The sequence below is a fragment of the Blautia sp. AF19-10LB genome (genome assembly GCF_003461245.1).
In the GTDB taxonomy this organism is placed as follows: Bacteria; Bacillota; Clostridia; order Lachnospirales; family Lachnospiraceae; genus Blautia_A; species Blautia_A intestinihominis.
The window spans coordinates 58,019-80,880 of the sequence record NZ_QTWS01000019.1 but is presented as its reverse complement, the minus strand read 5'-3'; the positions used below and the strand labels follow the sequence as shown (position 1 = coordinate 80,880).

General features: G+C 41.2%; 30 protein-coding genes and 1 pseudogene. 3 read left to right on the top strand and 28 right to left on the bottom strand.

Features of this window, described 5'->3' with window-relative positions; genetic code table 11:
* Positions 1–186: 186 nt before the first annotated feature.
* The 11 genes from DWX28_RS11640 to DWX28_RS11590 form a co-directional block, all read right to left on the bottom strand.
* Positions 187–873 (bottom strand): GyrI-like domain-containing protein, encoded by a 687-nt coding sequence (locus DWX28_RS11640; RefSeq protein ID WP_118252786.1) that lies wholly within the window; start codon positions 871–873, stop codon positions 187–189.
* 5 nt (positions 874–878) lie between these two features.
* Positions 879–1,529: an MmcQ/YjbR family DNA-binding protein gene (locus DWX28_RS20400; protein ID WP_118252779.1), complete on the bottom strand. Its 651-nt coding sequence runs from the start codon at positions 1,527–1,529 to the stop codon at positions 879–881.
* Positions 1,530–1,549: 20 nt separating this feature from the next.
* Positions 1,550–2,476 carry a helix-turn-helix transcriptional regulator gene (locus tag DWX28_RS11630; RefSeq protein WP_118252778.1) on the bottom strand — a complete coding sequence of 309 codons (927 nt, stop codon included), beginning with the start codon at positions 2,474–2,476 and terminating at the stop codon, positions 1,550–1,552.
* 144 nt (positions 2,477–2,620) lie between these two features.
* The gene (locus tag DWX28_RS11625) at positions 2,621–2,998 is read right to left on the bottom strand and encodes a TnpV protein (protein ID WP_118252777.1); all 378 of its coding nucleotides are present in this window, start codon (positions 2,996–2,998) and stop codon (positions 2,621–2,623) included.
* 10 nt (positions 2,999–3,008) lie between these two features.
* Entirely contained in the window at positions 3,009–4,580 is a 1,572-nt protein-coding gene (locus DWX28_RS11620; protein ID WP_226906321.1) for a MobA/MobL family protein, read from the bottom strand.
* A gap of 302 nt (positions 4,581–4,882) precedes the next feature.
* Complete coding sequence (locus DWX28_RS11615) at positions 4,883–5,110, bottom strand: DUF5348 domain-containing protein (RefSeq protein WP_118252784.1); 228 nt, start codon at positions 5,108–5,110, stop codon at positions 4,883–4,885.
* A gap of 189 nt (positions 5,111–5,299) precedes the next feature.
* Complete coding sequence (locus DWX28_RS11610; RefSeq protein ID WP_118252776.1) at positions 5,300–5,542, bottom strand: complexin-2; 243 nt, start codon at positions 5,540–5,542, stop codon at positions 5,300–5,302.
* A 91-nt stretch (positions 5,543–5,633) separates the two neighbouring features.
* Entirely contained in the window at positions 5,634–6,788 is a 1,155-nt protein-coding gene (locus tag DWX28_RS11605) for an AAA family ATPase (RefSeq protein WP_118252775.1), read from the bottom strand.
* Positions 6,785–7,108 (bottom strand): plasmid mobilization protein, encoded by a 324-nt coding sequence (locus DWX28_RS11600; protein WP_005340449.1) that lies wholly within the window; start codon positions 7,106–7,108, stop codon positions 6,785–6,787. The genes DWX28_RS11605 and DWX28_RS11600 overlap by 4 nt, the downstream gene beginning before the upstream one ends.
* The gene (locus tag DWX28_RS11595; protein WP_118252774.1) at positions 7,086–8,186 is read right to left on the bottom strand and encodes a site-specific integrase; all 1,101 of its coding nucleotides are present in this window, start codon (positions 8,184–8,186) and stop codon (positions 7,086–7,088) included. Before DWX28_RS11595 ends, DWX28_RS11600 begins: the two co-directional genes overlap by 23 nt.
* A gap of 17 nt (positions 8,187–8,203) precedes the next feature.
* Positions 8,204–8,386, bottom strand: a complete 183-nt coding sequence (locus tag DWX28_RS11590; RefSeq protein ID WP_055155747.1) for a helix-turn-helix domain-containing protein — start codon at positions 8,384–8,386, stop codon at positions 8,204–8,206.
* A gap of 232 nt (positions 8,387–8,618) precedes the next feature.
* Here DWX28_RS11590 and DWX28_RS11585 point away from each other — a divergent pair, with 232 nt between their 5' ends.
* Positions 8,619–9,143: a helix-turn-helix domain-containing protein gene (locus tag DWX28_RS11585; RefSeq protein WP_118252773.1), complete on the top strand. Its 525-nt coding sequence runs from the start codon at positions 8,619–8,621 to the stop codon at positions 9,141–9,143.
* A 352-nt stretch (positions 9,144–9,495) separates the two neighbouring features.
* On the opposite strand, the gene DWX28_RS11580 is transcribed toward DWX28_RS11585, so the two are convergent.
* Positions 9,496–9,696 (bottom strand): helix-turn-helix domain-containing protein, encoded by a 201-nt coding sequence (locus tag DWX28_RS11580; RefSeq protein ID WP_021650061.1) that lies wholly within the window; start codon positions 9,694–9,696, stop codon positions 9,496–9,498.
* A gap of 110 nt (positions 9,697–9,806) precedes the next feature.
* Positions 9,807–9,944 carry a hypothetical protein gene (locus DWX28_RS19410; protein WP_158565311.1) on the bottom strand — a complete coding sequence of 46 codons (138 nt, stop codon included), beginning with the start codon at positions 9,942–9,944 and terminating at the stop codon, positions 9,807–9,809.
* A gap of 210 nt (positions 9,945–10,154) precedes the next feature.
* On the opposite strand from DWX28_RS19410, the gene DWX28_RS11575 reads away from it, so the two are divergent.
* Positions 10,155–11,081 carry an amidoligase family protein gene (locus tag DWX28_RS11575; RefSeq protein WP_118252772.1) on the top strand — a complete coding sequence of 309 codons (927 nt, stop codon included), beginning with the start codon at positions 10,155–10,157 and terminating at the stop codon, positions 11,079–11,081.
* Positions 11,082–11,128: 47 nt separating this feature from the next.
* Positions 11,129–11,572 carry a gamma-glutamylcyclotransferase family protein gene (locus DWX28_RS11570; protein WP_046438182.1) on the top strand — a complete coding sequence of 148 codons (444 nt, stop codon included), beginning with the start codon at positions 11,129–11,131 and terminating at the stop codon, positions 11,570–11,572.
* A gap of 45 nt (positions 11,573–11,617) precedes the next feature.
* On the opposite strand, the gene DWX28_RS11565 is transcribed toward DWX28_RS11570, so the two are convergent.
* From DWX28_RS11565 to DWX28_RS11495, 15 genes and pseudogenes are all read right to left on the bottom strand, one after another.
* Positions 11,618–11,878 (bottom strand): helix-turn-helix domain-containing protein, encoded by a 261-nt coding sequence (locus DWX28_RS11565; protein ID WP_021650065.1) that lies wholly within the window; start codon positions 11,876–11,878, stop codon positions 11,618–11,620.
* Between the two features lie 156 nt (positions 11,879–12,034).
* Positions 12,035–12,949, bottom strand: a complete 915-nt coding sequence (locus DWX28_RS20555) for a peptidoglycan recognition protein family protein (protein WP_243002418.1) — start codon at positions 12,947–12,949, stop codon at positions 12,035–12,037.
* A gap of 33 nt (positions 12,950–12,982) precedes the next feature.
* A pseudogene (locus tag DWX28_RS20550) lies at positions 12,983–13,477 on the bottom strand (glucosaminidase domain-containing protein); the annotation flags it as partial.
* 32 nt (positions 13,478–13,509) lie between these two features.
* Positions 13,510–13,869: a hypothetical protein gene (locus DWX28_RS11550; RefSeq protein ID WP_046438181.1), complete on the bottom strand. Its 360-nt coding sequence runs from the start codon at positions 13,867–13,869 to the stop codon at positions 13,510–13,512.
* 12 nt (positions 13,870–13,881) lie between these two features.
* Complete coding sequence (locus DWX28_RS11545) at positions 13,882–14,205, bottom strand: hypothetical protein (RefSeq protein ID WP_021650068.1); 324 nt, start codon at positions 14,203–14,205, stop codon at positions 13,882–13,884.
* Between the two features lie 173 nt (positions 14,206–14,378).
* Entirely contained in the window at positions 14,379–14,603 is a 225-nt protein-coding gene (locus tag DWX28_RS11540; RefSeq protein ID WP_118252771.1) for a hypothetical protein, read from the bottom strand.
* Positions 14,604–14,605: 2 nt separating this feature from the next.
* Positions 14,606–15,031 carry a putative ABC transporter permease gene (locus DWX28_RS11535; protein ID WP_118252770.1) on the bottom strand — a complete coding sequence of 142 codons (426 nt, stop codon included), beginning with the start codon at positions 15,029–15,031 and terminating at the stop codon, positions 14,606–14,608.
* Positions 15,028–15,693 (bottom strand): hypothetical protein, encoded by a 666-nt coding sequence (locus DWX28_RS11530; RefSeq protein WP_118252769.1) that lies wholly within the window; start codon positions 15,691–15,693, stop codon positions 15,028–15,030. Before DWX28_RS11530 ends, DWX28_RS11535 begins: the two co-directional genes overlap by 4 nt.
* Positions 15,623–17,221 (bottom strand): reverse transcriptase domain-containing protein, encoded by a 1,599-nt coding sequence (locus DWX28_RS11525; protein WP_118252768.1) that lies wholly within the window; start codon positions 17,219–17,221, stop codon positions 15,623–15,625. Before DWX28_RS11525 ends, DWX28_RS11530 begins: the two co-directional genes overlap by 71 nt.
* Before the next feature lie 309 nt (positions 17,222–17,530).
* Positions 17,531–19,219 (bottom strand): hypothetical protein, encoded by a 1,689-nt coding sequence (locus DWX28_RS11520; RefSeq protein WP_118252767.1) that lies wholly within the window; start codon positions 19,217–19,219, stop codon positions 17,531–17,533.
* Positions 19,220–19,287: 68 nt separating this feature from the next.
* Positions 19,288–19,668, bottom strand: coding sequence for a phage tail-collar fiber domain-containing protein (locus tag DWX28_RS11515; RefSeq protein ID WP_046438178.1), 381 nt, complete (start codon positions 19,666–19,668; stop codon positions 19,288–19,290).
* Positions 19,669–20,877 carry a putative phage tail protein gene (locus tag DWX28_RS11510; protein ID WP_118252766.1) on the bottom strand — a complete coding sequence of 403 codons (1,209 nt, stop codon included), beginning with the start codon at positions 20,875–20,877 and terminating at the stop codon, positions 19,669–19,671.
* Positions 20,874–22,013, bottom strand: coding sequence for a baseplate J/gp47 family protein (locus DWX28_RS11505; RefSeq protein WP_118252765.1), 1,140 nt, complete (start codon positions 22,011–22,013; stop codon positions 20,874–20,876). The genes DWX28_RS11510 and DWX28_RS11505 overlap by 4 nt, the downstream gene beginning before the upstream one ends.
* A gap of 14 nt (positions 22,014–22,027) precedes the next feature.
* On the bottom strand, positions 22,028–22,489 hold the full coding sequence (locus tag DWX28_RS11500; RefSeq protein ID WP_021652458.1) for a DUF2634 domain-containing protein: 462 nt from the start codon (positions 22,487–22,489) through the stop codon (positions 22,028–22,030).
* 8 nt (positions 22,490–22,497) lie between these two features.
* Entirely contained in the window at positions 22,498–22,857 is a 360-nt protein-coding gene (locus tag DWX28_RS11495; RefSeq protein ID WP_243002417.1) for a hypothetical protein, read from the bottom strand.
* Between the last annotated feature and the right edge of the window lie 5 nt (positions 22,858–22,862).

The following is a 22,862-nucleotide window of genomic DNA, read 5'->3' as shown; positions in this document are numbered from 1 at the left end:
CGGCCGCACACATTAATATAAATGTCAACTGTTTTCGAAAAATAAAAAGACCCCTATACCATTTCAGATATAGAGATCTTTATGCGTCATACTAACTTAATGACATTGGCCTCTCGGCTGCTCTATCTGTATATCCACTATGTTACTTTAGATTCATTCTATAATCTCACTCAATGCAATTTGCCTCTATACTTTCTTGATTGGATGTCTAATTACAGTTTTCCATTTTTCAGGAGCAACCTTTCTTGCATCGGACATATAAATCTCATGGTGTAAACGCTGTTCATTTATATTATTCTCATAGCCCTGCTCCTTCAAATAATCCTCCAGCAAAGCTACTGTTGCAGGTTCCGAATCAAATGAACCTTGATGCATAATCTGGACGCAAAGCCCCTCATCAATCGTTAAAAACTCTGCCGGTGAACAATCTATTTTTTTCTTCCTGGTTGCTGTTTGTACCGCCCAGGCAAAATCTTTTTCGGTTATAAAATCAGGCAAACGAATAACAGAAATCCAATTAAATGTATCTTTGTTGCTATAATCAATTCCTTTGGTATTTTCTCGCCTGTCGGTTCGGTCAGTTCGCATCTCAGCATCCACAGGATGCTGCTCACCCTGCCACCAGAATCCTTCCAACGGCGGTACTACATATTCAAAAAATCCTTCAATTTTATAATCTGTCTTATAACTCATTTTTAATGTATAAGCAACTGCATATAAAATGCTTATTGCCTGCTGGTAATCACCACACTCTACATTCGGATTTCCCTTTCCGCGAACTGCAACATAATTCATTGGAGGAATTTTTACAATTTCCGGTTTATTCTTCGGCATATAAAATTCCTTGTATTCTTTTTTTAAATCAAACGCCATCTTTTTCATCCTTTCTTTAATCTGTCTACTCGCTCCTGTATATTACGTTCAAATTCTTCCTCTGTAAAAGCAGGGTCTTTTGTTTTTCTCCATATATCACAAGGGATATGCTCGCACTCTCCACATCCTTTCATGTCTTTTTGATTTACCACGCATTCATATATTGGACACGCCTGACCATCCGGTGCATGAAATACTTTTCCAAGACTTGCACTACACCCCTTGCACATATTCCCAAAGCACCCGCACTTGGAGCAATCTGTGCCACAACAGCTTATTATATTTACCGATTGAGCCACTTCTAATATTTCCCTCTGCTTCTTTTTACTAAATCCACCAAGCACAAGTTGATACGATTTATCCAATAAGTCTTTCAATAAATTGTCGGGCACTTCACCATCTGGTTTTATTGAATTCCAATGGGTTTTATTCATATAATATCCAGGAATGATATCTTCGTACTGTTGACGTAAAAAATCACCTTCCGTTGGTTCAAGTTTTAGGGTAATATAATATGGCTCATCAGTCTGTCCCAAACAGACTGCGACAAACATTTTCCCACCTATTTGATAACGAATCCAATTCCAATCCTTCTGGAGATCTTTTGTCACTCCTGCCTTACTAAGTAAATATTCGTCAATCCATGTATACCTCATAAATCATTTCTCCATTTTTGTTATTTTATAGCCAAAATTTTACCTTCATATTTCTTTTTCATACATTCGATACTGATCTTAATCTCCTCCCGTATTTCCTCTGGTTCCAGTAATTCTACCTTGTCCCTGAAGGACAGCAACCATGTAATCAGATTTTCCTTATCTGTGTAATCTGCGTGAAACAAAAGTTTTCCATTCTGCTGCACACTGAAACATTCCGGTCCAAATTCCTCAACTAATCTCCATTTGCAGTCTTTCTCAAATAATGCTTTGACCTTTATCCCTCCGGGAAATATCTTTTCATCGCTTAAATCCGGCATTGGCACCTGCCTTCGGGAAAACTCCTGCTCCGATATTATTACCTCATCCATTCGGTTCAATTTGAACAATCGAAAATCTCCACGTTTTATACACCATCCCCATACATACCAGCTTGACCACCGAAAAATCAGATAATACGGCTCAATGCAACGTGCAGACTCTCCTTTTGGAGAATAATAGACGAATTCCAGTTTTCTGCATTTATCAATTGATGTGCGTATCAATTCGATTTTAGGCGCAAGTGAATCCTTATACCAAGAGGATAGATCAATCAGTACCGTCTGGTTACCCACCATAAAATCAGATGAACCAACTGACAGCTTTTCCATCAATTGTCCATACCTGTTTGTTCCATTCACACTGTCCAGACTGCGCAGTCCTGCAAGAATATCCTGCATTTCTCCCCGTGTAAATAGTGTCTTATCCAGTCTATAGTTCTCCATAATGGAAATGCCGCCATTCACACCCTGTTTTGTTACAATGGGAATCCCCGCTTTGCACAAATCTTCTATGTCTCTGTTTATGGTTCGCCGGGATACTTCAAACTTTTCCGCAAGATAAGGTGCGGTAACCGTATCTTTTTGTAACAGCATTGACAAAATCCCAATCTGTCTGTCTATTTTCATGATTTCTCCTTTAACAACTCTTATGATACTATACAAAACACGTCAACTGTATGTCATGTTTTAATTATACTTATAAAAAGTCTTGTCTTCAATTATTTTATCATTCTTATCAAAATACGGAGCAGCTAAATTGCTCCGCATTCATCACACATACACCACCTCCCTCACCACAATCTCCTCCGCGCAAGCAATAATATTATTCATCTTCCCAACCCATGCCATCTGATCCTGCATTTTCAATTCTTCTGTCACTCCCTGCTGCTCTTTCATCTGTTCCACCAGCCTATCCATCATCTGATGACATTCCTCATCAATTTGGTGCAAATGTTCATTCAGTTTCCCGGCAAGCACCAGCTCCAGATACATCCCTTTCCGATGCTCTTTCAAATACGTTCTTCGCATCATTCCATACTTCCCAATCGGATATTCCGTCTCCTCCGGGAGATACAGGTCTGGATAATACAGACCGTCCTCTCCCAAAGTATAGCTGATTCCATATTCTCCCATAATGTGTTTCTCCATGATTTTCCTCCTATCTTGCCCCTCGGTCCTTGCTCTGACTTCGGGCACGTTGTGTATTTTTCTGCTCCTGCTCTATTTTCTTTCTGTTTGCTGCCAACTTCGCCCTGACACCATGTAGTTGCGGCTCTGGCTCTTTTCCGGTTTCCTGTTTCCATTGTGCGATTGCCTTCTGATACTGACTATACTCAGACTTTGCAGTTTTGAAGTCTTTCAAAAATTCCTGTACGCTTCTATAGCCGACTTTCTGTACACTCTTCGGAAGATAATCTTTCATATTCCGGATCTGGCTTGTCAAATCATCGATTTCTTCCTGCAATTCTTTTTTCTTTCTTCCTTTAAACCAACCTTTGATCTCAGACAGTTCTTTCTTCTTATCAGAACGCTGTTTCTCTTTCTTGTAAATTGTATTATTCTGCTGCTCCAGTTCATTGTAAATCTTATAAAGTTTCGGATATTTTGATGCCAGCCTTGTCATTTCCGGCTGTTTCGGTTCTGACCGGCTTTCCTCTGGCTCTTTATTTTTTACTTCCTTTCGTTCTGTTTCTGGTATTACAGTCTCCATATCAGAAGCATCTGTTTTCTGTAATTGCTCTTTCTGTTCCAATGATTCTTTATACTTTTTCACGAGTACCGTTTCTATCATCAATTCCAGTGCCTCTATCGCCATCGTAACAACTTTTGCAAATAAGTTTGGTTTGCTTCCCTTTCGGGAAATTGCACTCTTGATTGGCTCTGAAATTCTTTTTTGTTTCACTTCCATAATCTGCGGTTCTGGAATGCCGCTGATCAGTGCCATATCCACTGCCCGATTCCATTCCTGACGTTTCCGATTATCTGCTTCGATTTCCAGCGCCTTTGGATTGTGCTTTCCGATTTTCTTTGTTGCAAGATAAACGCTACCACGTTGAAATACCTGCAGCTTCTGTTTTTCAGCTTTCACATAAAGATTAATCAGGTCAGTATAGGAACATTTCACTTCATCCAGGAAGGAATTGCTTTTAAACCGTTCATCTTTAACGGTAAACAACTTCTTCTCATAAATCTCGCCCTTCTTTATAATGTGGCAGCCTTCCCGGATTTCTCCGTCTTCTCCTAATATTTCTTTCTTGGTACGGACATGTTTCCCATTTTCATCATAAAACATATTCCGGCTGGCGATCTTAATGATCGGTTCATCCAACAGTTTTCGTTCTGCAAAGATCAAATGAATATGATAATTCGTTTTCCTTTTATTGTGATGCAATGCTGCAATACATTCCGTTTCATAGTTCTGTTTGAAATGCTCTGTAAACAGTTTCAACAATCTATCTGGCGGATATTCCACAAAACTCTCTGGCAAAGCAATAATCAGTTCTCGTGCTTCAATACATTTCCCTTCTGTTCCGCTTTTTGCAAATTCTTCCTGATTACATTTTGCAAGTTCCCGCCAGAATTTTCGTTCCGTAGTCTCATAAACTGTATAAAGATTTTCCTGTTTTGCATGGCTGGATATATAAGTGATCCGACCTTTTACGTTACTTAATTTCGTCAATTGAATAAATGAATTTCTTGCGATAGGCACTCCCTCCTTTTTCTTCAGCAAAGTAAATTCTGCTATATTTTTGTGAGTGGATGCTTAGGCATCCGTTTACGAACTTATTGCCGTATCCGGCATTTTAGCCTCGCAGAGCGAAATACCCTTGAGCATAAAACGCAGTTTTGTGCGATGGGTGTATTTCGCTCTCAAACGCCGAGGGCTTTGATACATGCTACCTGTAACAACTACTGTCCGGCTTATACTTTTCATCTTGGGCGTATCCGCCCATTTTTTATGCCCGTATCCGGGCTATTTTTTCTTTCTAACCGCAGATTGTCTGTTTCGCTTTCTTCTGTTTTCCATCAGATTTAATCTGATATTCTCGCCCGGATATATTCCAGATCTCCGCAGTATGGTGTTCCAACCAGATACCATTCTCTCGCCAGATTCATTTCCATTCTTGTCTGTACCCACTGGTCATCCACCAGTACTTCCATGTATTCCCCACAGTGAAATCCTGTATCAATCCATAAGTCCATCGACAATAACCCGTATCTGTCATTTTCACAGTTATATCCCAATCTTCCTTCTCTCATTGTATCGTTCTCCTTTATCCATAGTTTTTCTTCAAGGGAGCCCTGTTTCAGGGCCCCTTTGTCACCTACAAAGCACCAATCATTTTCCTGTTTTCCAACGCACTTTCGACTTCGCATTCCGGACTTCTCCTTGTCTGCTATCTACAGGTGCGTGTCACGCTCCTGTTATAAAGTAATCAAGCAGAATTGTTACCAGCGAAAGCTCTCCGGTATTCCACATTTATCCAAATATTCCTGCCTTGCCTTTTCTCGTTCTTCCTCTGTTGGTGCTGTTTTAAAGGTTGTATAAAGTTCTCGTTTTACCATGCTATCCAACTTTTCCATCAATGCTTTTTCAATTTTCGGTAAATAATCTTCATTTCCGGCAAGATGGTATTGAAACAGTGCCAGCAGCAAATCTTTTGGTATCTGTACCTGTGCTTTTTTCTCCATATTTTCCCTTTCCGTGACGGTCGTGACGATAGTGACGATATTTTCACTACCGACGCGCTATCTAAAATACCGTCACAACCGTCACATATCGTCACGCTGTTGTTCCTACAAAGGTCAGTCTGATTTTTCTTCCATCATGTCCTCGCTCTGTTTTATACTGAATTCCATATTCCAGAAGCAGTCGTTCCAGGCTGACATTCAATTTCCTTGATAAAGCGTTAGGCTGCATCTCTACCTGCAGAAGTTCTACCAGTTCCGTTGCTGTTCCCGTCCATTCCGGCTGTTCATCCGTTACCAGTTCTTTGATTTTTTCAAGCAAGGGATCTTCTGGTTCTTTCCAAAGTTCTGTTTCTGTTTTGGTTAACTCCCAAACGCATCTTTTCCGATTAAAGTTCAACCACAGTTTCTGATCCTGCTGGTCACGTCCTGCCACTTCCAGAACTGCCTTATTATCTGTCCGTTTTTCTTTCTGCATGACAAATGCTCCGTCTGCAGCTCCCAACAGTCCGTTCGTACCGGAAATCATGTCAAAGCTGTCTGAAGATTCCATTTTTCTTGTGTGATGCACCACCAGAAAACAGATTCCATAATGGTCACTGAATGCTTTCAGCTTTGTCACAATTTCATAATCACTGGCATAGCTGAATTTATCTCCGCCCACTTCCCTGACTTTCTGGAGCGTATCAATGATAATGAGTCTTGCATCCTTATGCTCTATTACAAACTGCACAAGTTGTTGCTCCAATCCAGCATTTAATGATTTGGACTTTGTGGCAAAATAAAAGTTCTCACTGCCTTCCATTCCAAACATCTGTGATAATCGTTTCTGCAGCCTTGCATAATCGTCTTCCAGTGCCAGATACAGAACCGTTCCCTGTCTCACTGAAAATCCCCACAACGGAAGTCCCTTGCTGATGTGATACCCAATCTGTGCCATGAAGAATGATTTTCCAATTTTCGGTGAACCCACAAACAGGTAAGTTCCGTTATACAGAAGTCCATCTACAATTGGCAGTTTGGGTGGATATGCGGTATCGTATAATTCCATCATAGAAACTGTTTCTAGATCATCCGAATTCTTTTTATTTGCTGATTTTGCTGTATTTTCCGCATTATTTGTGGCTTGCAGATTGCCCTTGCCGGGCAAATCTGCTATACTTTGGTTGGTTTTAAAATTTTGTAATGGCTGTTCCACATCTGCGCCAACAGATGTTACCGGAGCAGTCATTTTTTCTTTTGCTGTCATTCATTTTCCCCTTTCAATCCATACAATGTCTCTGCGACCAATCTCAGGGTACTCAGCAACTCTTCGTTTTCCTCACTGCATTTTTCCAGACGCTTCAATTCTTCATAAATCTCTGCCATCTGATTTCGCAATGCTTTATACACTCTTGGATTTCCTTGTACCACAATTTCTCGATCAGTTAATCGTTTTGTGATATAGTCCTGCTTGCTAAGTCCTGACAATCGGACACATGCATCAATTTGCTCTGCCTCTTCCGGGGATACCCGGAATGCTACGATTTTGTTTCTCCATCTTCCTTTACTGTCCAGATTTTTCTCCATTTAATTTTTCCATCCTTTCAATATCCAACTGTTCTGCCATCTGTGTCTGTTCACTTGGAAACAGATGCGCATATCGGTAAGTGATATCAATGCTCTCATGTCCCATTCGGTCTGCAATTGCTAATACCGTAAATCCCATATTGATCAATAACGATACATGGGAATGTCGCAAATCATGCACACGAATTCGCTTTACCCCAGACACTTTTGATCCTCTGTTCATTTCATGATGCAGATACGATTTGGAAATTTTGAAAATTCTTTCGTCTTCCTTCAGACCGTAAAGCATTCCCATATAATCCTGCATCTCATCACATATAAATTGTGGCATCTTGATAAATCTGTTACTTTTAAATGTCTTTGGTGGGGTAATCACATCTTCCCGGTTTAATCTTTGATATGATTTGTTAATTCGTAGTGTATGCGTTGTAAAGTCAAAATCCGCTGGTGTCAGGGCAAGCAACTCTCCTTCACGGATACCACACCAGTAAAGTATTTCAAAAGCGTAGTAAGAAACTGGTTTATCCATCATCACATCTGCAAATTTCAAATACTCTTCTTTCGTCCAGAACAACATTTCCTTATATTCCTCTATTGCTATATTTCCAGCTTTCTGTGCCGGATTAGAAGGCAAATGATAAAAATCAACCGCATGATTGAAAATGGCACTTAACTGGCTGTGGATTTTCCGCAGATATGAAGCAGAATACCCTTTTCCATTCGCTCTCTTAAATGCAAGCAAATGATTCTGCCATGCAATCACATCTTTTGGTTCAATTTCTGCAATCTTTCTCTCCCCAAAGTATGGAAGAATTTTTGTTCTGGCAATATTATTCTTAGTTCCCCATGTGTTATCCCGGATTCGTTCCTTTTTATCTTCTACATAGATTTCATAAAAACTTGCGAAAGTCATATCCAGTTTTGCATCATGCTTTAACATTTGTTCGTGTTCCCACATCTGCGCTTCTCGCTTCGTAGGAAATCCTCGTTTTGAAGTCTGTTTCGTTTTCCCTGTCCAGTCGGTATACCGATAAACCACTCGCCACTTCCCAGTGACATTATCTTTGTAAATACTCATACAAATTCTCCTCTCTCTTACACTTCGCTGTAACATACTTTTTTGCGGAAATAATTGGTGTTTACTCTGCCAGCTACCGTAAGATAACCCAGCTTCTGTAATTCTTCATTTAGCTGTTTGACAATCTTATAAGCATAAGACTTGGAAACTCCCAGTTCCGCTGCAACTTCTTCTACTGTCATAAAAGTTCTGTTCGTCACATCGCATCTCTCCTCTCTGTCTTAACGTAATTTGTTTAAGTCGTTACATTTGCATGATACTAAACATTTTAATTTAAGTCAAGCAGTTTTATAAGAATATTAAATTTTTTTGTTTAAGTTCTTCTTGCTATCTAAAATTGCTCATGCTATACTGAACCTAAACAGAATTGTTTTATTTTCTTCACAATTAATTATGGCAACACGAATGACCACTATAAGGAGGCAAACAAAAATGGCAATCGGACAACGTATCAAATTTTTTCGTAACCGTATCGGCATGACACAAAAACAACTCGGAGAACAACTGGGATTCAAAGGAAAAACCTCAGATGTCCGCATGGCTCAGTATGAATCTGAAGCCAGAGTTCCTAAGATTGATCTTGTAAAACAAATGTCTCAGATCTTTGATATCAATACTCATGCCTTAACAGTTCCAGATATTGATACTCATATAGGTCTGATGCACACACTATTTGCACTGGAAGATATATATGGTCTGAAGGTAAAAAATATAGATGGACAGCCTCATCTCTGCCTTGACTCTTCCATATCTGCTCCCGGCTCATCTGTCGATGAAATGCTTCGTGCATGGATGGAACAAGCTGATAAATTGGAAAACGGTGAAATCAGCAAGGAAGAATATGATGAATGGAGATATAAGTACCCGGAACTGGATACTTACCAGAAACGTGCCAAGGTACCCTCTCAGGAACTGAGTGATTACCTCGTAAAAGAATTGACTAAAAAAGAAAAATAAGAAAAAAGAAAACCTTACCGATATTCAGTTTTTTACTTCTGAAAATCAGTAAGGTTTCTTTATATACGTTATGAAATAAAATTTTTATTCGCCGAATAACTACAAAATGTTGCCATTTTGTTGCCAGATGCTAAGCAAATTTGTTTGAACCCCGCATAAATACTGGTGTTTTATGATTGCGTGGATTATTCAAACTCAATAACACTAGGCCGCTTTTTCGTGTTACCGTGTATTAAATAAAATAAAAGAGGCGGGCTTTTATTAAATATACCACGTTGTATTATTATTTGCAATAGTTCCAAACATCACTCTAACATCACGGGAATAAATCGTATTATTTATTGCAGTGATGTTAATCAGGTATATACTCTATCACATCACTGATGCCGCAATTAAGAGCTTTACATATTCTATCTATCTGTTTCAGATTGACTGGCTCATTCTTTCCCATGGAAGCCATAGTCCCATAACTTAATCCGGTTGCGTCTTTTAGATCTCCCTTATTCATACCTCTATCAAGAAGCGTGTGCCAAAGCGGATTGTACGATATCATAATACACCAACTTTCTGTTGACTTATTTTTTTCTTCCTGCTATTATTTTCTTAGGTACCGAGCGGAAGCAGGAAGTTTCGGAGTCCGCTCGGTGTCTATTCGCTTAGTTCTTAATTATTTTCTTTTAAAATGGAGAGGTTCTTGATTTTTTCAAGTGCCTCTTCTTTATTTTTACTGTTCTCAATGATCAACACGACCATTTCCATAACGGTTTTAAATTCTAATGTAGTCATTATATCTTTTTCCATTTCTCTAACTCCTTTCCTGCTATCTCCTTGCTACAATTATAGTTTATCACTATATCTTCATTTTGTCAACATTTTTCTTCATTATTTTAGAGATTTTCTTCAATAAACTATTGACATGTACGGTACATATGGTAATATACAAGCATAAACAACAGAACAAACATTCGCATAGACGGTGCGAGGTTTGAGAGATAATAGGAGGAAAATGATATGTCAGAACTTTTAAAGAAACAGAACTACGGTGTTGAGGTTGAATTTACAGGTATTTCAAGAAAAATGGCTGCGGATGCAGTTGCAGAAATTATCGGAACTGCAGCTTCCAGACCAGATCGCACTTGCTACCAGACAAGAACCATTCAGGATTCACAGGGAAGAAAATGGAAGGTAATGCGAGACAGCTCAATCAATCCAATTCGTAAAGTTGGAACCGAGAACATGGACGAATACAGAGTTGAATTCGTAACACCGGTTCTAAAATACGAAGATCTTGATACATTGCAGGCAATCATTCGTAAATTCAGAGAAATCGGTGGAGTACCTCATGCTTCATGTGGTATCCATATCCATGTTGATGGAGCAAACCATACAGCAACCTCTCTGCGCAGATTGGTAAACTTCATGTATAGTCGGCAGGAAATTATTTATGATGCCCTTGCAGTCGGAAGCAGAAAAAATCGTTGGTGTTTGCCAGTTTGTAAAAACCTGCTCGATACCATGAAAAAAGATAAGAACATCACAACCGATTCTGTCGAAAAGATCTGGTATAGCCCAGCAAACGATGGATATTGTGGTGGTATCGATCATCAGCATTATAACTCCACAAGATATCATGCGCTGAATCTCCATAGCTTCTTCCAGAAAGGTACTGTTGAATTTAGACTTTTCAATAGCACGCTTCATGCAGGAAAAATTAAAGCATATGTTCAGTTTTGCCTTGCACTCTCTGCTTGGGCTATTGAATCCGATGATAAAGTAGTATTCCGTTCAATGAATGGATATACCGCTCAGAAAAAAATTACACTTATGTACAATATTTTGACTAACCGCCTTGGACTCTACGGAGATGAATTTAAGACCTGCAGACTTCACATGATGAAACAGCTCCGTGAAAACGCAAAAGCAGAACAGGTTGCTTAGTTATAAATCAGCTGACCTAACGGCTTTACGGGGAGAAAGGGAATGCCATGAGTTTATATGTAGCATACGGAAGCAATCTTAACGTGCAGCAAATGTCATACCGTTGTCCTGGAGCAACGGTCGCATTTACCGGATATCTGATAAATTGGAAATTGCTTTACAGAGGAAGCCGCACAGGATCTTATGCAACCGTCAAAAGGCAAAAAGGAAGTAGAGTTCCTGTTGCTGTTTGGAATATCGATAGCAAAAATGAGAAGGCTCTTGATCTGTACGAGGGATATCCGAGATTTTATAAAAAGAGAAATGTATTTGTACAATTAAAAAACGGCACTAGAAAAAAGGCTATGATATACCTCTTGCCTGACTCAGCCACTGCGGGAAGGCCATCTAGCCGTTATGTTGGAACTGTATTGCAAGGTTACAAAGATATGGGATTTGATACAGATTATTTGTACGATTCATTGGATTATAATTTAAAAGAAGTGAAATAAAGAGGGGAAATCCCCCTCTTTAATAAGAGGTAACCGTTGCAGCGGTTACCTCTTTCTGCCGGGTTTTTGAGTTCCCTGGCGAGTGTGGGTTATGGCTGATTCCTTGTTCGGTACCCTAACAATCAATTCATCCAGCTCACAATCCAGGGCTTCGCAAATCAAGTCGAGGTGTTCCAGATTCACCCTATCTGCAAGCTCGTGGTACAACTCGTTGATGGTGTTGGGTCTTATTCCGGTTGCCCTCGCCAAATCTGCCTGAGTAAGTCTCATCTCCCCAAGCTTTTTTGACAGTAAAATTTTAATCATGCCATTGCTCCTTCCGTTATAATTTAGCACCTCTTGATATATCGGAAGGACTTTTGTTAGATTATATCAAATACTGTTATAAACTGCGTGATATATTTTATACCCTGTAAGGCAAATTTTGAAGCAAACATATTATAAAAAGCACCTATTTTGTTATTATTTGAATGTATTTGCATTCATGTGGTCAGCTATCTTTTTCCATGTATTCTGACCACAGCAACCATCATCATCAATACCAACATTCCGCTGAAATGTTTTAAGTGCTGACTTTGTATTTTTTCCAAAATCTCCGTCAACAGAAACTCCAAGAATGGACTGTAAGCATCGCACCGCTACACCCTCAGTTCCAGACTGTAATACAGGAAGCTGAATATCCAGTTTTACTGTTAAGTCAGCTTTCTCTTTGCGTGATGAGGTATCTTTTTTCTGTTCCGGATATACAGCTTTTCCATTCCAATCATAGATGGTGTAGCCTTCTTTCCAGTCTTTTTTAGCATTCTCAAGATTCTTGTATGCCCCAAGCTGGCCCTTACTGTCTCCCCAGGTTTTCCGGATTCTGTAATATTTATCTACAGTTGTAGTTGCTGCCTTTGCGCCGATCAGCTGCTTGAAGCGGTTCCAGTCACCTTTTGCCCGGATTGCAGAAGGGCAATTCTTTGCGCACACATCATAGTGGGATACCACATGATCTGCGTCAATTCCAAACTTCTGCATCAACATCTTGCAGATTTCAACAGTGTTCCGAAATGCTTTATCATAATTATACCCTGCCTGCACGCACATCTCGATGCCGATAGAATTGTGGTTGTTGCAAATTCCGAAAAGACCACCACCATAGTTAACGCCGACATGCCATGCGCCTCGATTAAAAGGTGTAGCCTGATAAGCCTCGGTATCATCAACATATACATGAGCAGAGTAGCCGGAGAAGTTCCCGTCATGCTGAGCCTTGGCATGTGCCTTTGCGTTTGCTCCTTTTGCAAAGTTATCTGTATTATGGATAACGATGTATTTAGGCACCTGATTTGCATAGCTGTTGTTATTGCTGATTAAACTTGTGTTAAGATTCATTGTAACATCCTCCTTATTCACTTCTGGCATCGCGATTATCTTCGCCAGAATTTCCAATATCTTTGAGCCATAATTCTTCCCGGCAGCCCAGCCTCCGCCCTGTGGATTTTCCTGTATCCCAAGCCATTCAACATATGGGGCTATTTCTCTTTTCACATAACAGAAACGAGGATCCACGCATACACCGTACAGTTTTTCGTTAGATGCATATGCTTTAAGATGCTGGATCTGTGCCCGGATGCCGATCCATGGATGAGAGAACGAATTCCCTTTCATACCATTTTTTGTAACGCCGATTCCGGCAAAATTGTTCTGGTCCAATGTTACGGCAGAACCATTGAATGTGAAATTACCTGTTTCGAGGCAACTTTGCGCAAAGGCGATATCTCCCCTTACTCCTTCCGTTTTTCCTTCTGATATATAATATTCAACCATATCGATTACGGATTTAGGTACTGCCGGATTAACTTTCTGTATATATGACTGCATCTGCTGGACCGTAGCAACTGCAGTTCCCATTATATTCGTTTTCATAATATCCCCCTAAAAAAGGAAAGGGCTTAAGCCCCTTCCTTCTGTGAACCATTAATTTTTCCATCGTCTAAAAGATCTTTCACGCCGCAAAACCACACATCAATTATCTTAAGCAGCGCATCTTCCGACATAATAACCTGCAGCCACTTTGGCAGTAATCCTCTCGCCTGCTGAACAACCCATTTCAATTTCTGCTGTCCCGTTCCTGATTCTTTATACATATGTTCCGCTTTCAGGATCAGCTGGTATACCTGTTCACGGATACCTTCCAATCCTTTATGCTTGGCATACTGAAACGCAATAACCAAAGTCACTACAAGCAAAATTAACACCGCAACCAGTAATACCGGGAACGGAATCTGTTTTAAAAAGTTAAGTAATTCCATAAGTAATTCCTCCTAATCAATGCTGTATTTGGCCAGAACTTCTCTGTCCATTTCTTTTTTGTGTGCTTCTGCACGCTGAAGATTTTCAAATGCTTCTTCGAGCTCGCCATTATGCTCTCCTTTTACAATTGCATGATGCAGCCAAAAGAGCACGCGCCCCGTAGCATGTGTAATTTCTTCATCCGCTTTTCTCTGTTCAATTTTATACTTAATGCGTTCCTGCTCTCGTGCCTCCACTTCCATGAGCCTTCGCTCAATATAGTGACGAATCAGAGCAAAAAAAATGCCGGCAACACCTCCGCTGCCAAGCACAGATAGACAAAATGTTTCGAGCATTACTCTTCCCCTCCGAGTGCTTTTAAGAGCCGATCCAGATTACCTCCGATTAACCAATCCACCAGTTTTCGCATAAGAACCTCCTTTCGCCATTAATAGATGCCCATGTGTTGCGCCTAAAAGGTCTATCTCTCGCATGCACCATACCTTACCTCCATGAAAAAAGGGAACCTCTACGGTTCCCTCATGCTTACATACTCTTCCTTTACTTCTTCAATAATTCCTGCGTCAAGTCTTTCATCTTCGCTCGCCTCTACGTTCAGCATATTTCGTAGGTGAGAAAGTTCTGTTGCCAGGTTCTTGATGAACCTGCTCTGCCTCACTATGATTTCATCTTGCTTTTCAATCATATCTTCATAGAATTCCACAAGTTCTAAAACCTGGATTTCATCCATCATCGTTACCTCCACTTGTATCTTGGTTTTTCTTCACCAAATATCCAATATCTCAGATGATCATCTAATACAATAGCTAATAGGGATAGGATGTACCATGCCGCAGTAAAAGGAAGGCATATCTGTCCAATTATATTAAAAGGCATATTGCTGTAATCCCATATCCCAAGTCCCAATACAATATTCAAAATATATCCGGAAAGGAACTCAATTGCAGTTATCCCGGCAGCACAGATAAACATCTGTTTCCATATGAGCATATCCCATCCTAGAAATTCATTTATCGAACCACAAAATAAGAAGCAAAGTCCGCCGACCAGGACCATAGGCAGTGAGCTGTACCCTCGCCATATCAGTTCAATCATGTAGTAAATCGTTCCTCCTATAGCGAAAAGTACAGCATTTCTGCCTATGGTCTTCAGAGTATTCATTTAACCTCCTTGTCGGCTGCCATTTCGGCCAGATAGTCCTTTAAAACTTCTGACTGATATTCTTCCGGAATCGGTACTCCATATTTAATCTTGGCGATTTCCGAAGCTTTCGCGCATCCTTTAATCCACATATTTACAGAGTTTCCATATGTTGTGTGATAGCTCTTGAATTTCATCGCGCCATTAATGATCTTCTGCATATCCTCAGCAGAATAATACCGGCACGGATTGCCATCCTCGTGATATTCCAGTTTTTTGCTACCAGCAGTCAGCTGAGCCTGTTTACCAAAGAGATTCAGCTGATCTTCATCTTTAAGACTAAAATGTTCCTTTCCGGACGAAATTTCAATGTCCGTTCCTGCATATATTGTATTCTGGCAGATCTGAGAAATCTCCTTTTTCTTTTCTGCTCGATATGTTTCAATAGAAAGATAATCAGCATTGCAGCCTTCTTCTTTGTCTTTCAACTGATCGAACCAGAAACCAAAATCAGCAGTAATTTCTTTTTCTAAAATCACTGCTGCATCTACCCTGCAAAAAATCTCATCAGCCTCATATCCTGTCGGGCCATCTTCTGTTTCCTGTACAATTTCATGCTGGTTGTTCCTGAGCCACACATCTGCTACGCCATTCGGTTTTGCCTTGTACACTACCTTTTCCATTTTTTCGGGACTTTGAACCTTGTGCATAATATCGCCTCCACATATTGAAATATTTTTCCTCAACATAGCCATTTCCTTTGTCGTGATCGCTTGCAATTTTCCTTGCAATCCGCATGAGTTCATCTACCTTGTTTCTGATCCGGTATTTCACCATATTTGTGTTTTTGAACCAGCCATAAGCGGATATGACCGACCTCACAAATTTGATTCTTGCAGCGACATGGTGTTTTACCAGTTTCAGAAATTTATTCATCTTCCGTCGTGCGGTAAGAAAAATGTTCCTGCGGATTGTCACCCATACTTTCTTGTGCTTTTTCTGTCTCCCAAAATATGACTTCGTTTCTGCATCTCCGCCATGAAACCGGAAGCCCATGAAATCCAGTATGGCGCCCTTTGTCTTTCCGACTTGATCCTCATACATGGTTTTCTGCATAATCCAGTCCGGCTTGATTCTCAAGTCAAGAAATTCCAGCATATAGGCAATCATCATTTTGACTGCCTGCTTTAAATGGGTTTTATTCGCTGCATACATTGTTATATCATCCATATAGAAAATGACATGTGCTATTAACCGTTTGATTTTCGTCTGCCCTCGTCGGCAGGTTATTTTAGCCAGTCGCTCGCTTGCATAATGATAAGCGTATGAGAGAAAATAATTGCATAAATCCTTTGATACAGGAGAGCCTATTAGAATACCTCTGTCCGGTGCCAACGCCTCCGGTGACGGCCATTCCTCGTATAGCTCAATAAATACAGTAAACAGATATAACAGCTCATCTGATTTGTGCAGATCTCTTTTCAGAAGTTCCAGCAATTTTCCATGTCGGATTGACGGATAACATTTCTTCACGTCCGCCTTTGCACTGTACCTCGTACCTTCAACATCATTGGAGAGCCATCGCATGACTGCTTTCTTACCATAGTTCTGACCTCTTCCTTTGATGGAAGCGCATTGGTATGTTCCCAGCTTTGCTTTGAACAGCGGTTCCGCAGCCTTTGCTGCAACCTGCTCATATAGGCGAAACAATATCGTTTCCAGCCCAAGCATACGTTCCTTTCCGCTTCCCGATTCATTGATCTTTGTATAGCGGATCAACGGCTGTCCGTAAGTGTTCGCCAGCAAATGTTCCCTAACGGTTCTGGTGCGGATATGATATGCCATTTCCAACGCCAGCTTGTAATGTGCCGCCCTCCAGAAATCATTCTCAGGAAGATTGCCAATGCTCAGTGCAGCAAACTCTTTACGGTCTACCGGCTCTAGGTTCGTCAGTTGCGGTTTTAGATACTGTTTTACATGCTCCCGGCTTTCCCCTGTATAGCAGGCAAAGAACCTCACAGAGCTATTCTTTCTGTATTTATCGTGCATATAATCTGTGATTACGTCGTAAATCCTGTCTGCGTCCGAAACCACAAGTCTCTTGCAATATGTTTTCATGTTTCTCTTTCTTTCTGCTTCAAGGACGTTCGGGTTTACTACTAGCCCCCATCTGTGTCCACTTCCGCCACAGAGCCAGAGGCATGTTGCCATACCTCCGGTGCTGGTTCGTCAATTTCGGGCATTCCGCCCCAGCCCTTCCGGGGTTCCCTTTAAGGGAACGAAATACAGCACATCTAAGTTATGCAGAAATTCGAGCGGCAAAATTCCAATTCACGGTAGAAAGCCCATAATTCAGGTGGGCATTCCGACGACCATCCATCGTGCCGTTGTTCAGGTTGCCCGAGCCAAGAACGGAAGCCACTGTGCTGTAAGTCCTGTTGAAATATCGTTGATAGTTACAATTTCTTATTCTGCCTTAAAAGGGGAGATCCCCTCTTGCTGTCGCAATTCACCCCCGGCTTATGCTGCCGCTTTGCGTCCGCAACGCCCACAGGCAGAAAGACGAGCGGCAAAATTCCAACCCACGGTAGAAAGCCCACAAGCCAGGTGGGCAAACCGACGACCACCCACCGAGCCGTTGCTCAGGTTGCCCGAGCCAAGAACCTCTCGCTGGCTATCGCCAGTCGTCTCGAGGTTCTCTGTATAAAGTCCATCAGCATAACCAGTGCTAGAAGTTGCTGCAACTTCAACTGGATAACGTACCTCTGGATCATCAGCAGAATAGCCAAGTTTGCTGATATATTTCCAGTTGCCTTTGTTGTCCGGAATTGCATAGCCAAGAGCAACCCAATCATCTGTTGTAGCTCCTGCTGTTGTCATTTTTGTACAGTCATAGCAGATGTATGGACGCATCACATGGTTTTCAATCTTCATAACTGTATTTCCTTTCGGTTCCCAGAATCCAGAAGACATTTCCACTCCAAACAGAATGTATGGCTCTTTTCCGCTGGTGTTGCTCACAGGGGATCCGCAAGAACCAAGCACATCATCGCATCCGCCTGTGTTCCACGGCATCGTACTGATAATTGTTTCACACGTCACGCCAGATACAGAAGTCGGTGCTGTAGAAAATTTCTGCCCTCCATTATCAACGTATACAGCCGCATTATTGCTGTCATAATCTTCAATCTTTGTGATCTTTACTTTGTTCGCTTTTGCGTGAAGTCCACTCGATCCTCGGTCATTATTCGCCTTTCCTTCACTTGTAAGGCTGTTAGCATTTCCTATGGAAACAGTTCCTCCAACAACAAGCTCTTTGGCCGCACTTTTAGAAATAATGATTCTTTCCGCATCATTTTCCTGCACAGTAGCAGTTGCCTGTGTCCACCACCAGTTACAACCTGCCATCACCGACTGGCTATGTCTTGTGGCAAAGGCAATCTCCATAAGTCGTGCCATTCTCTCAGAATCCTGTGAGGTTTCAGCACAATACTGTGTGCCTTTTGCCCGGAATTTTGTGAGGGAACTCTGGAAACTGTAGTTTTTCGGAGATACGCCGCTGATTGAGGACGCAACACCGTCCGCATTGTCACCAGACATATATTTGGCAATCGCCACAAATGGTCGGATTGTTCCGTCCGGTCGGATTGCGCCGCCCTCCGGCAGCCACTCTGCAGAATGTCTGGTATCAGAAATAACGGTATCCTCGCCATTACTGTCAAATTTACGATATACATACTGTGTTAAATACAGACACCATGTATCGTATTTTGTCCGAGAAAACTCATTATCAATGTCTTTGATGTACTGAACTTGAAAATCTCCATTCTCATCAACTGATCCATTGACTTCCAAATATGCAAAGCATCCTTTTCCGTCAAAATCATTTACTGCTCTCACTGCATTTGTGCTTGGCGCAGCTGTCATACCTACAGCATCAAAAAGCCGGGTTCCATTGCTTGATGGAGTTACATCATAATTATCAAAATGCACTCCATATTTCTTGCCATCTTTATGCAGGTTCAAAAGAAATAATGCTTGTTCATTTTTTGAAGCTGCAAATTTTGTAACTGCTTCTTTCAGAGCCACATCATTATTGATTAGCTGTCCTAAAAGAGCATTAAATACATCTGCGTGTGCTGGATCTGAAGTTTCCAGTTTTCGCAAATTTTCATCAAATGTTGCTCCAGAAATATCGAAATACGACATTTTCTACCTCCTTATGATAACATTTATCTATCATTATCCGATTACTTGTTACAAAATATCGAAATACGTTAGAATGTATCATCACACTCGAACACGCATTCCATGTCTGCATCCTTTCCTTTCTTCAGAAATGCTTTCATGGCCACCATATCCCCATCTGCATCATATAACCCAACTTCAGAAATATAAGTGTTTGCCAGCTCATTTTCTGCCAGTGTGCAGCGATATCTGATTTTTGTATCAGAAAGAACCTCATAACCATCAACGTTCTTGCGAAGCAATTCATGATGTAAGGTGTTCTGATCGGCACTGTGTGGTTTTACTGTTCCGCCCGAATCTACACCTCCATCGCCAAAAGCCATACCTACAATCTTTGGGAGCGATGAAATCCCCGCTCTTGCTTTTACCATTTTTTTCTTAGCCAGTGTTGTAACTGTAGTCCCTGCCATTTAAAGGACCTCCCTTCCTGAATTTAGTTTTACACTTCCATCTAGCCTACACGTTCCATCCAGTCTTGCGGCCCGTGAAGGAATAACCATTGTGACATCTACTTCTTCTTCATGTTTAACAGGCGCACGAATCCGAACTGTCTGCAGATATGGCGGCTCTCCTGCATCAAGCAATAAAGTCCCGTCTAACAAACAGTTGCCGTCCAGAATCTTATTACCATCACGCCAGCCCATAATTACCCTCTGTATGCCTCTAAAATCAGCTTTCTCAGCATTAATCATATCAGGCAATGAAATACACTGTTTCGTTTCAAAAGCCTCCTGATTGCCGATAAACAGCCTATGCCCGATAAAAGTTTCCATCGGATACCAAGAATTGAGCTTTCTCGTTCCGTCCAGTGAAAAGTTTCCATCAAGAAAACCTTCCCACCATACAAAATCACTTCGTACGAAAAAGGAAGGCTTAAATATATTTTCATGATATACATCTGGAATCCGGTGAAAAATTCGATCTGCTATAAAATTCTCAGTTAAGACTGCATCGAATGGATAGACTGGGCGAAATTCTGTCGGATACCAATGATTCAGATTGATACTGCCGTCAAGAGCGAAGGAACCATCAAGAGAATACTTCCACCATGAAAAATCTGAATGATACGTCACTCTCTGTTCAAAGCTCTCTGTGCATTCAATAAGCATGAGGATAACAGAAAGAAGATATACTGTGTGTGATTGCTTCAGCTTATCGACTTTACTCTTAACTTCTCCTAGTTCTACCTCTGTTTCACCTTCCAATTGAACGCTGAATATGTTAGGGTGAGAAAAATAATGTCCCGGCTCATTACAATCATGAACCTGGACATCATAATCCGTCACGCCTTTTAAAATCTGTTCCATTCGCCATGGGGTCATTGGTGCTTTTGTGTTTTTCTTTTCACGGAGCAACCGTCGTCTTTCTTCATATGACAGGTCTTCTCTTACGGGCAGTCCATACTTGATCTCATGATATTTAAGCCCCCATGTAGCTGTATCGATAAACATCTGGTATGGAAGTTCTTCAATATGCACAGTGGCCAGATCAAGCTCTCTGCCCATAACTTCGTATATCCATTTTCCGACATAGGATTTATCATACCAGCCCTTAGTTACATATGTCAGCATTCTGTTGGCCGAATCGCTCCATGGGAATCTTTCCAGATCTATACTCATGTCTCAGCCCCCTCTAATGTAAATGTCACATTACCGGTATCTGCATACTCGCTTGATGAAAGGTGAATGTTTTCTCTCTTTCCATCCATCGTAAAATCTATGAAATCGCTTACTCCGGTTATGGTTGACAATACTGTTCGAGCTGAATTGTAGCGAAGGATATTTGTTTCTTTCGCCGCAGAATAGACTGCCATCATTTCAGTTTTGAATGTCGAGATTACATCATCCAATCCAACGCCATCCAGAACAAGTCCTGTACAGGCAAAATCTACAGTTTTTACTGTAGCTGACTTGACGATCAGCTTAGACGATCCAGTAGGCAACAGTCTTTTGCTCCTGTCGTCCGGAGAAACGATATGGTTGTAAACTGCTGTGACCAGTGTACTTGATGCGGGCTGTCCGTTGCTATCAACTAAGATCAATCCCACTGTTCCTGGTCCTTCAATAGCTGGTTCTACAATACAATCTCCAATCCCGGGGACTTCTTTGGCCCACTTAATATAGTCAGCATCATTCGCTACATAGAACTGCGAATCTTGGAATTCTGCATGGATTCGTTCATAATAATCTTCATCATTTTCTTCTTCAGCACCACCCGATGTTTTCTCGCTGTTGGTAATTGCTGTAACGCCATTGATCGGCGATGCCATAATTGTAATCGTATTTGCCGGAACATTCCCGGATACCCCCGGAGTGACCGCTTCAACCGCAAGATCCATGGTTTCATTCTCTGCGAACGTAACAGTTCGCAAAGTCTGGAACTCAACAGCTTCCATCTGATCTGTTGCAGGAACTGCAAAAACTGTGCCTGCTGCCAATACTGTGCCATAAGCCGCCGTAACAGACACTGTTCCAGTTGCTGCTACAGCTTCTTTTCTTGTCACTCCTGCTTCTCCACCATGCAGATCCATCCAATCACCCCAAGAATATTCCGGAAACGCAACCATCAGGCAGCGAACAAGATTGAACTGTACAAGCTGAGATATTTCGATGGCCGTAGGCATGGTAAAATCATATGGGAAATCACCTTCCATATCCGATATATCCGCCGGAAGGTTTCCCATCATCCTCTCCTGTATCTGGTCAGAATCACTTTCTGACACAAATTCCGGAACTTCAAACTCTGGTCTAGCCATATTAACCACCTCCTCTAAACTTCAATGATTGAATCAACGGTAAAAGGTTCTCCATCAACTGAATAAACTATGAATGATACTTTTACCCTCCCAGTACCCCATTCAAAAGAAAACTCTTCTACCGATGATGTCCGCGGATTGACCATCAGAGCTTCCTGGATTGTCCTTTCTAGAGAAAGTTCTACAGTGCTTTGGTCAGATTCTCTTGTTATATCTTCCGTTTCAGTTCCATGATCATCCGAATATCCCAGGCAAGAATATCTTTCTGTAGATACCGTTTTTACACACCATATTTTATATGCTTCATATCCATCGTTCATTGGCACATTATTTGCGGCGGTGCGAACGAAATCTCCTTTTTCAAGATCCCACATTGGCGATGGTTTATAGTCAACGTCATATTCTTCGTCTTCCTCTTCATCCACAAAATCTGGAACATCCACAGTCGGCAGTAAATTTTTTGATTCTTCTTCCATATTGCCTCCTATAATCCACTTGCCTTGACTACTACATCTATGACTACAGGTTCTCCCTCAACCCATACGATAAGCACACGATCTCCCGGTTTTAACTTAGGCATAACCACCTTATGGCTATGTGATCCCGTTCCGCTGTTATGCCCTCCGTGTGTTCCTCCAGATACGTTTGTTGATAGATTGGCCAAAAGTCTGCAGACGGAATAATCCTTTTTAGGGATAGGCAAAGGAAAAGTATTGGAAACAAGGGAATAGTCTTTCTTGATCACTCCAAAGTCGAACGAAAATCCTCCTCCTGAGTGTTCTCCCATTCTCAAATCCAATACCTTTGCAAGCTTTTCCATTCCATTTTTTTCCATTTTTGACATAATGT

What these genes read in the sequence shown, in the direction of transcription:
- DWX28_RS11640 (WP_118252786.1), bottom strand. Translation starts at nt 873, where the DNA reads ATGGCGTTTGATTTAAAAAAAGAATACAAGGAATTTTATATGCCGAAG.
- DWX28_RS20400 (WP_118252779.1), bottom strand. Translation starts at nt 1,529, where the DNA reads ATGAGGTATACATGGATTGACGAATATTTACTTAGTAAGGCAGGAGTG.
- DWX28_RS11630 (WP_118252778.1), bottom strand. Translation starts at nt 2,476, where the DNA reads ATGAAAATAGACAGACAGATTGGGATTTTGTCAATGCTGTTACAAAAA.
- DWX28_RS11625 (WP_118252777.1), bottom strand. Translation starts at nt 2,998, where the DNA reads ATGGAGAAACACATTATGGGAGAATATGGAATCAGCTATACTTTGGGA.
- DWX28_RS11615 (WP_118252784.1), bottom strand. Translation starts at nt 5,110, where the DNA reads ATGAGAGAAGGAAGATTGGGATATAACTGTGAAAATGACAGATACGGG.
- DWX28_RS11610 (WP_118252776.1), bottom strand. Translation starts at nt 5,542, where the DNA reads ATGGAGAAAAAAGCACAGGTACAGATACCAAAAGATTTGCTGCTGGCA.
- DWX28_RS11605 (WP_118252775.1), bottom strand. Translation starts at nt 6,788, where the DNA reads ATGACAGCAAAAGAAAAAATGACTGCTCCGGTAACATCTGTTGGCGCA.
- DWX28_RS11600 (WP_005340449.1), bottom strand. Translation starts at nt 7,108, where the DNA reads ATGGAGAAAAATCTGGACAGTAAAGGAAGATGGAGAAACAAAATCGTA.
- DWX28_RS11595 (WP_118252774.1), bottom strand. Translation starts at nt 8,186, where the DNA reads ATGAGTATTTACAAAGATAATGTCACTGGGAAGTGGCGAGTGGTTTAT.
- DWX28_RS11585 (WP_118252773.1), top strand. Translation starts at nt 8,619, where the DNA reads ATGGCAATCGGACAACGTATCAAATTTTTTCGTAACCGTATCGGCATG.
- DWX28_RS11580 (WP_021650061.1), bottom strand. Translation starts at nt 9,696, where the DNA reads ATGATATCGTACAATCCGCTTTGGCACACGCTTCTTGATAGAGGTATG.
- DWX28_RS19410 (WP_158565311.1), bottom strand. Translation starts at nt 9,944, where the DNA reads ATGGAAAAAGATATAATGACTACATTAGAATTTAAAACCGTTATGGAA.
- DWX28_RS11575 (WP_118252772.1), top strand. Translation starts at nt 10,155, where the DNA reads ATGTCAGAACTTTTAAAGAAACAGAACTACGGTGTTGAGGTTGAATTT.
- DWX28_RS11570 (WP_046438182.1), top strand. Translation starts at nt 11,129, where the DNA reads ATGAGTTTATATGTAGCATACGGAAGCAATCTTAACGTGCAGCAAATG.
- DWX28_RS11565 (WP_021650065.1), bottom strand. Translation starts at nt 11,878, where the DNA reads ATGATTAAAATTTTACTGTCAAAAAAGCTTGGGGAGATGAGACTTACT.
- DWX28_RS20555 (WP_243002418.1), bottom strand. Translation starts at nt 12,949, where the DNA reads ATGAATCTTAACACAAGTTTAATCAGCAATAACAACAGCTATGCAAAT.
- DWX28_RS11550 (WP_046438181.1), bottom strand. Translation starts at nt 13,869, where the DNA reads ATGGAATTACTTAACTTTTTAAAACAGATTCCGTTCCCGGTATTACTG.
- DWX28_RS11545 (WP_021650068.1), bottom strand. Translation starts at nt 14,205, where the DNA reads ATGCTCGAAACATTTTGTCTATCTGTGCTTGGCAGCGGAGGTGTTGCC.
- DWX28_RS11540 (WP_118252771.1), bottom strand. Translation starts at nt 14,603, where the DNA reads ATGATGGATGAAATCCAGGTTTTAGAACTTGTGGAATTCTATGAAGAT.
- DWX28_RS11535 (WP_118252770.1), bottom strand. Translation starts at nt 15,031, where the DNA reads ATGAATACTCTGAAGACCATAGGCAGAAATGCTGTACTTTTCGCTATA.
- DWX28_RS11530 (WP_118252769.1), bottom strand. Translation starts at nt 15,693, where the DNA reads ATGGAAAAGGTAGTGTACAAGGCAAAACCGAATGGCGTAGCAGATGTG.
- DWX28_RS11525 (WP_118252768.1), bottom strand. Translation starts at nt 17,221, where the DNA reads ATGGCAACATGCCTCTGGCTCTGTGGCGGAAGTGGACACAGATGGGGG.
- DWX28_RS11520 (WP_118252767.1), bottom strand. Translation starts at nt 19,219, where the DNA reads ATGTCGTATTTCGATATTTCTGGAGCAACATTTGATGAAAATTTGCGA.
- DWX28_RS11515 (WP_046438178.1), bottom strand. Translation starts at nt 19,668, where the DNA reads ATGGCAGGGACTACAGTTACAACACTGGCTAAGAAAAAAATGGTAAAA.
- DWX28_RS11510 (WP_118252766.1), bottom strand. Translation starts at nt 20,877, where the DNA reads ATGAGTATAGATCTGGAAAGATTCCCATGGAGCGATTCGGCCAACAGA.
- DWX28_RS11505 (WP_118252765.1), bottom strand. Translation starts at nt 22,013, where the DNA reads ATGGCTAGACCAGAGTTTGAAGTTCCGGAATTTGTGTCAGAAAGTGAT.
- DWX28_RS11500 (WP_021652458.1), bottom strand. Translation starts at nt 22,489, where the DNA reads ATGGAAGAAGAATCAAAAAATTTACTGCCGACTGTGGATGTTCCAGAT.
- DWX28_RS11495 (WP_243002417.1), bottom strand. Translation starts at nt 22,857, where the DNA reads ATGTCAAAAATGGAAAAAAATGGAATGGAAAAGCTTGCAAAGGTATTG.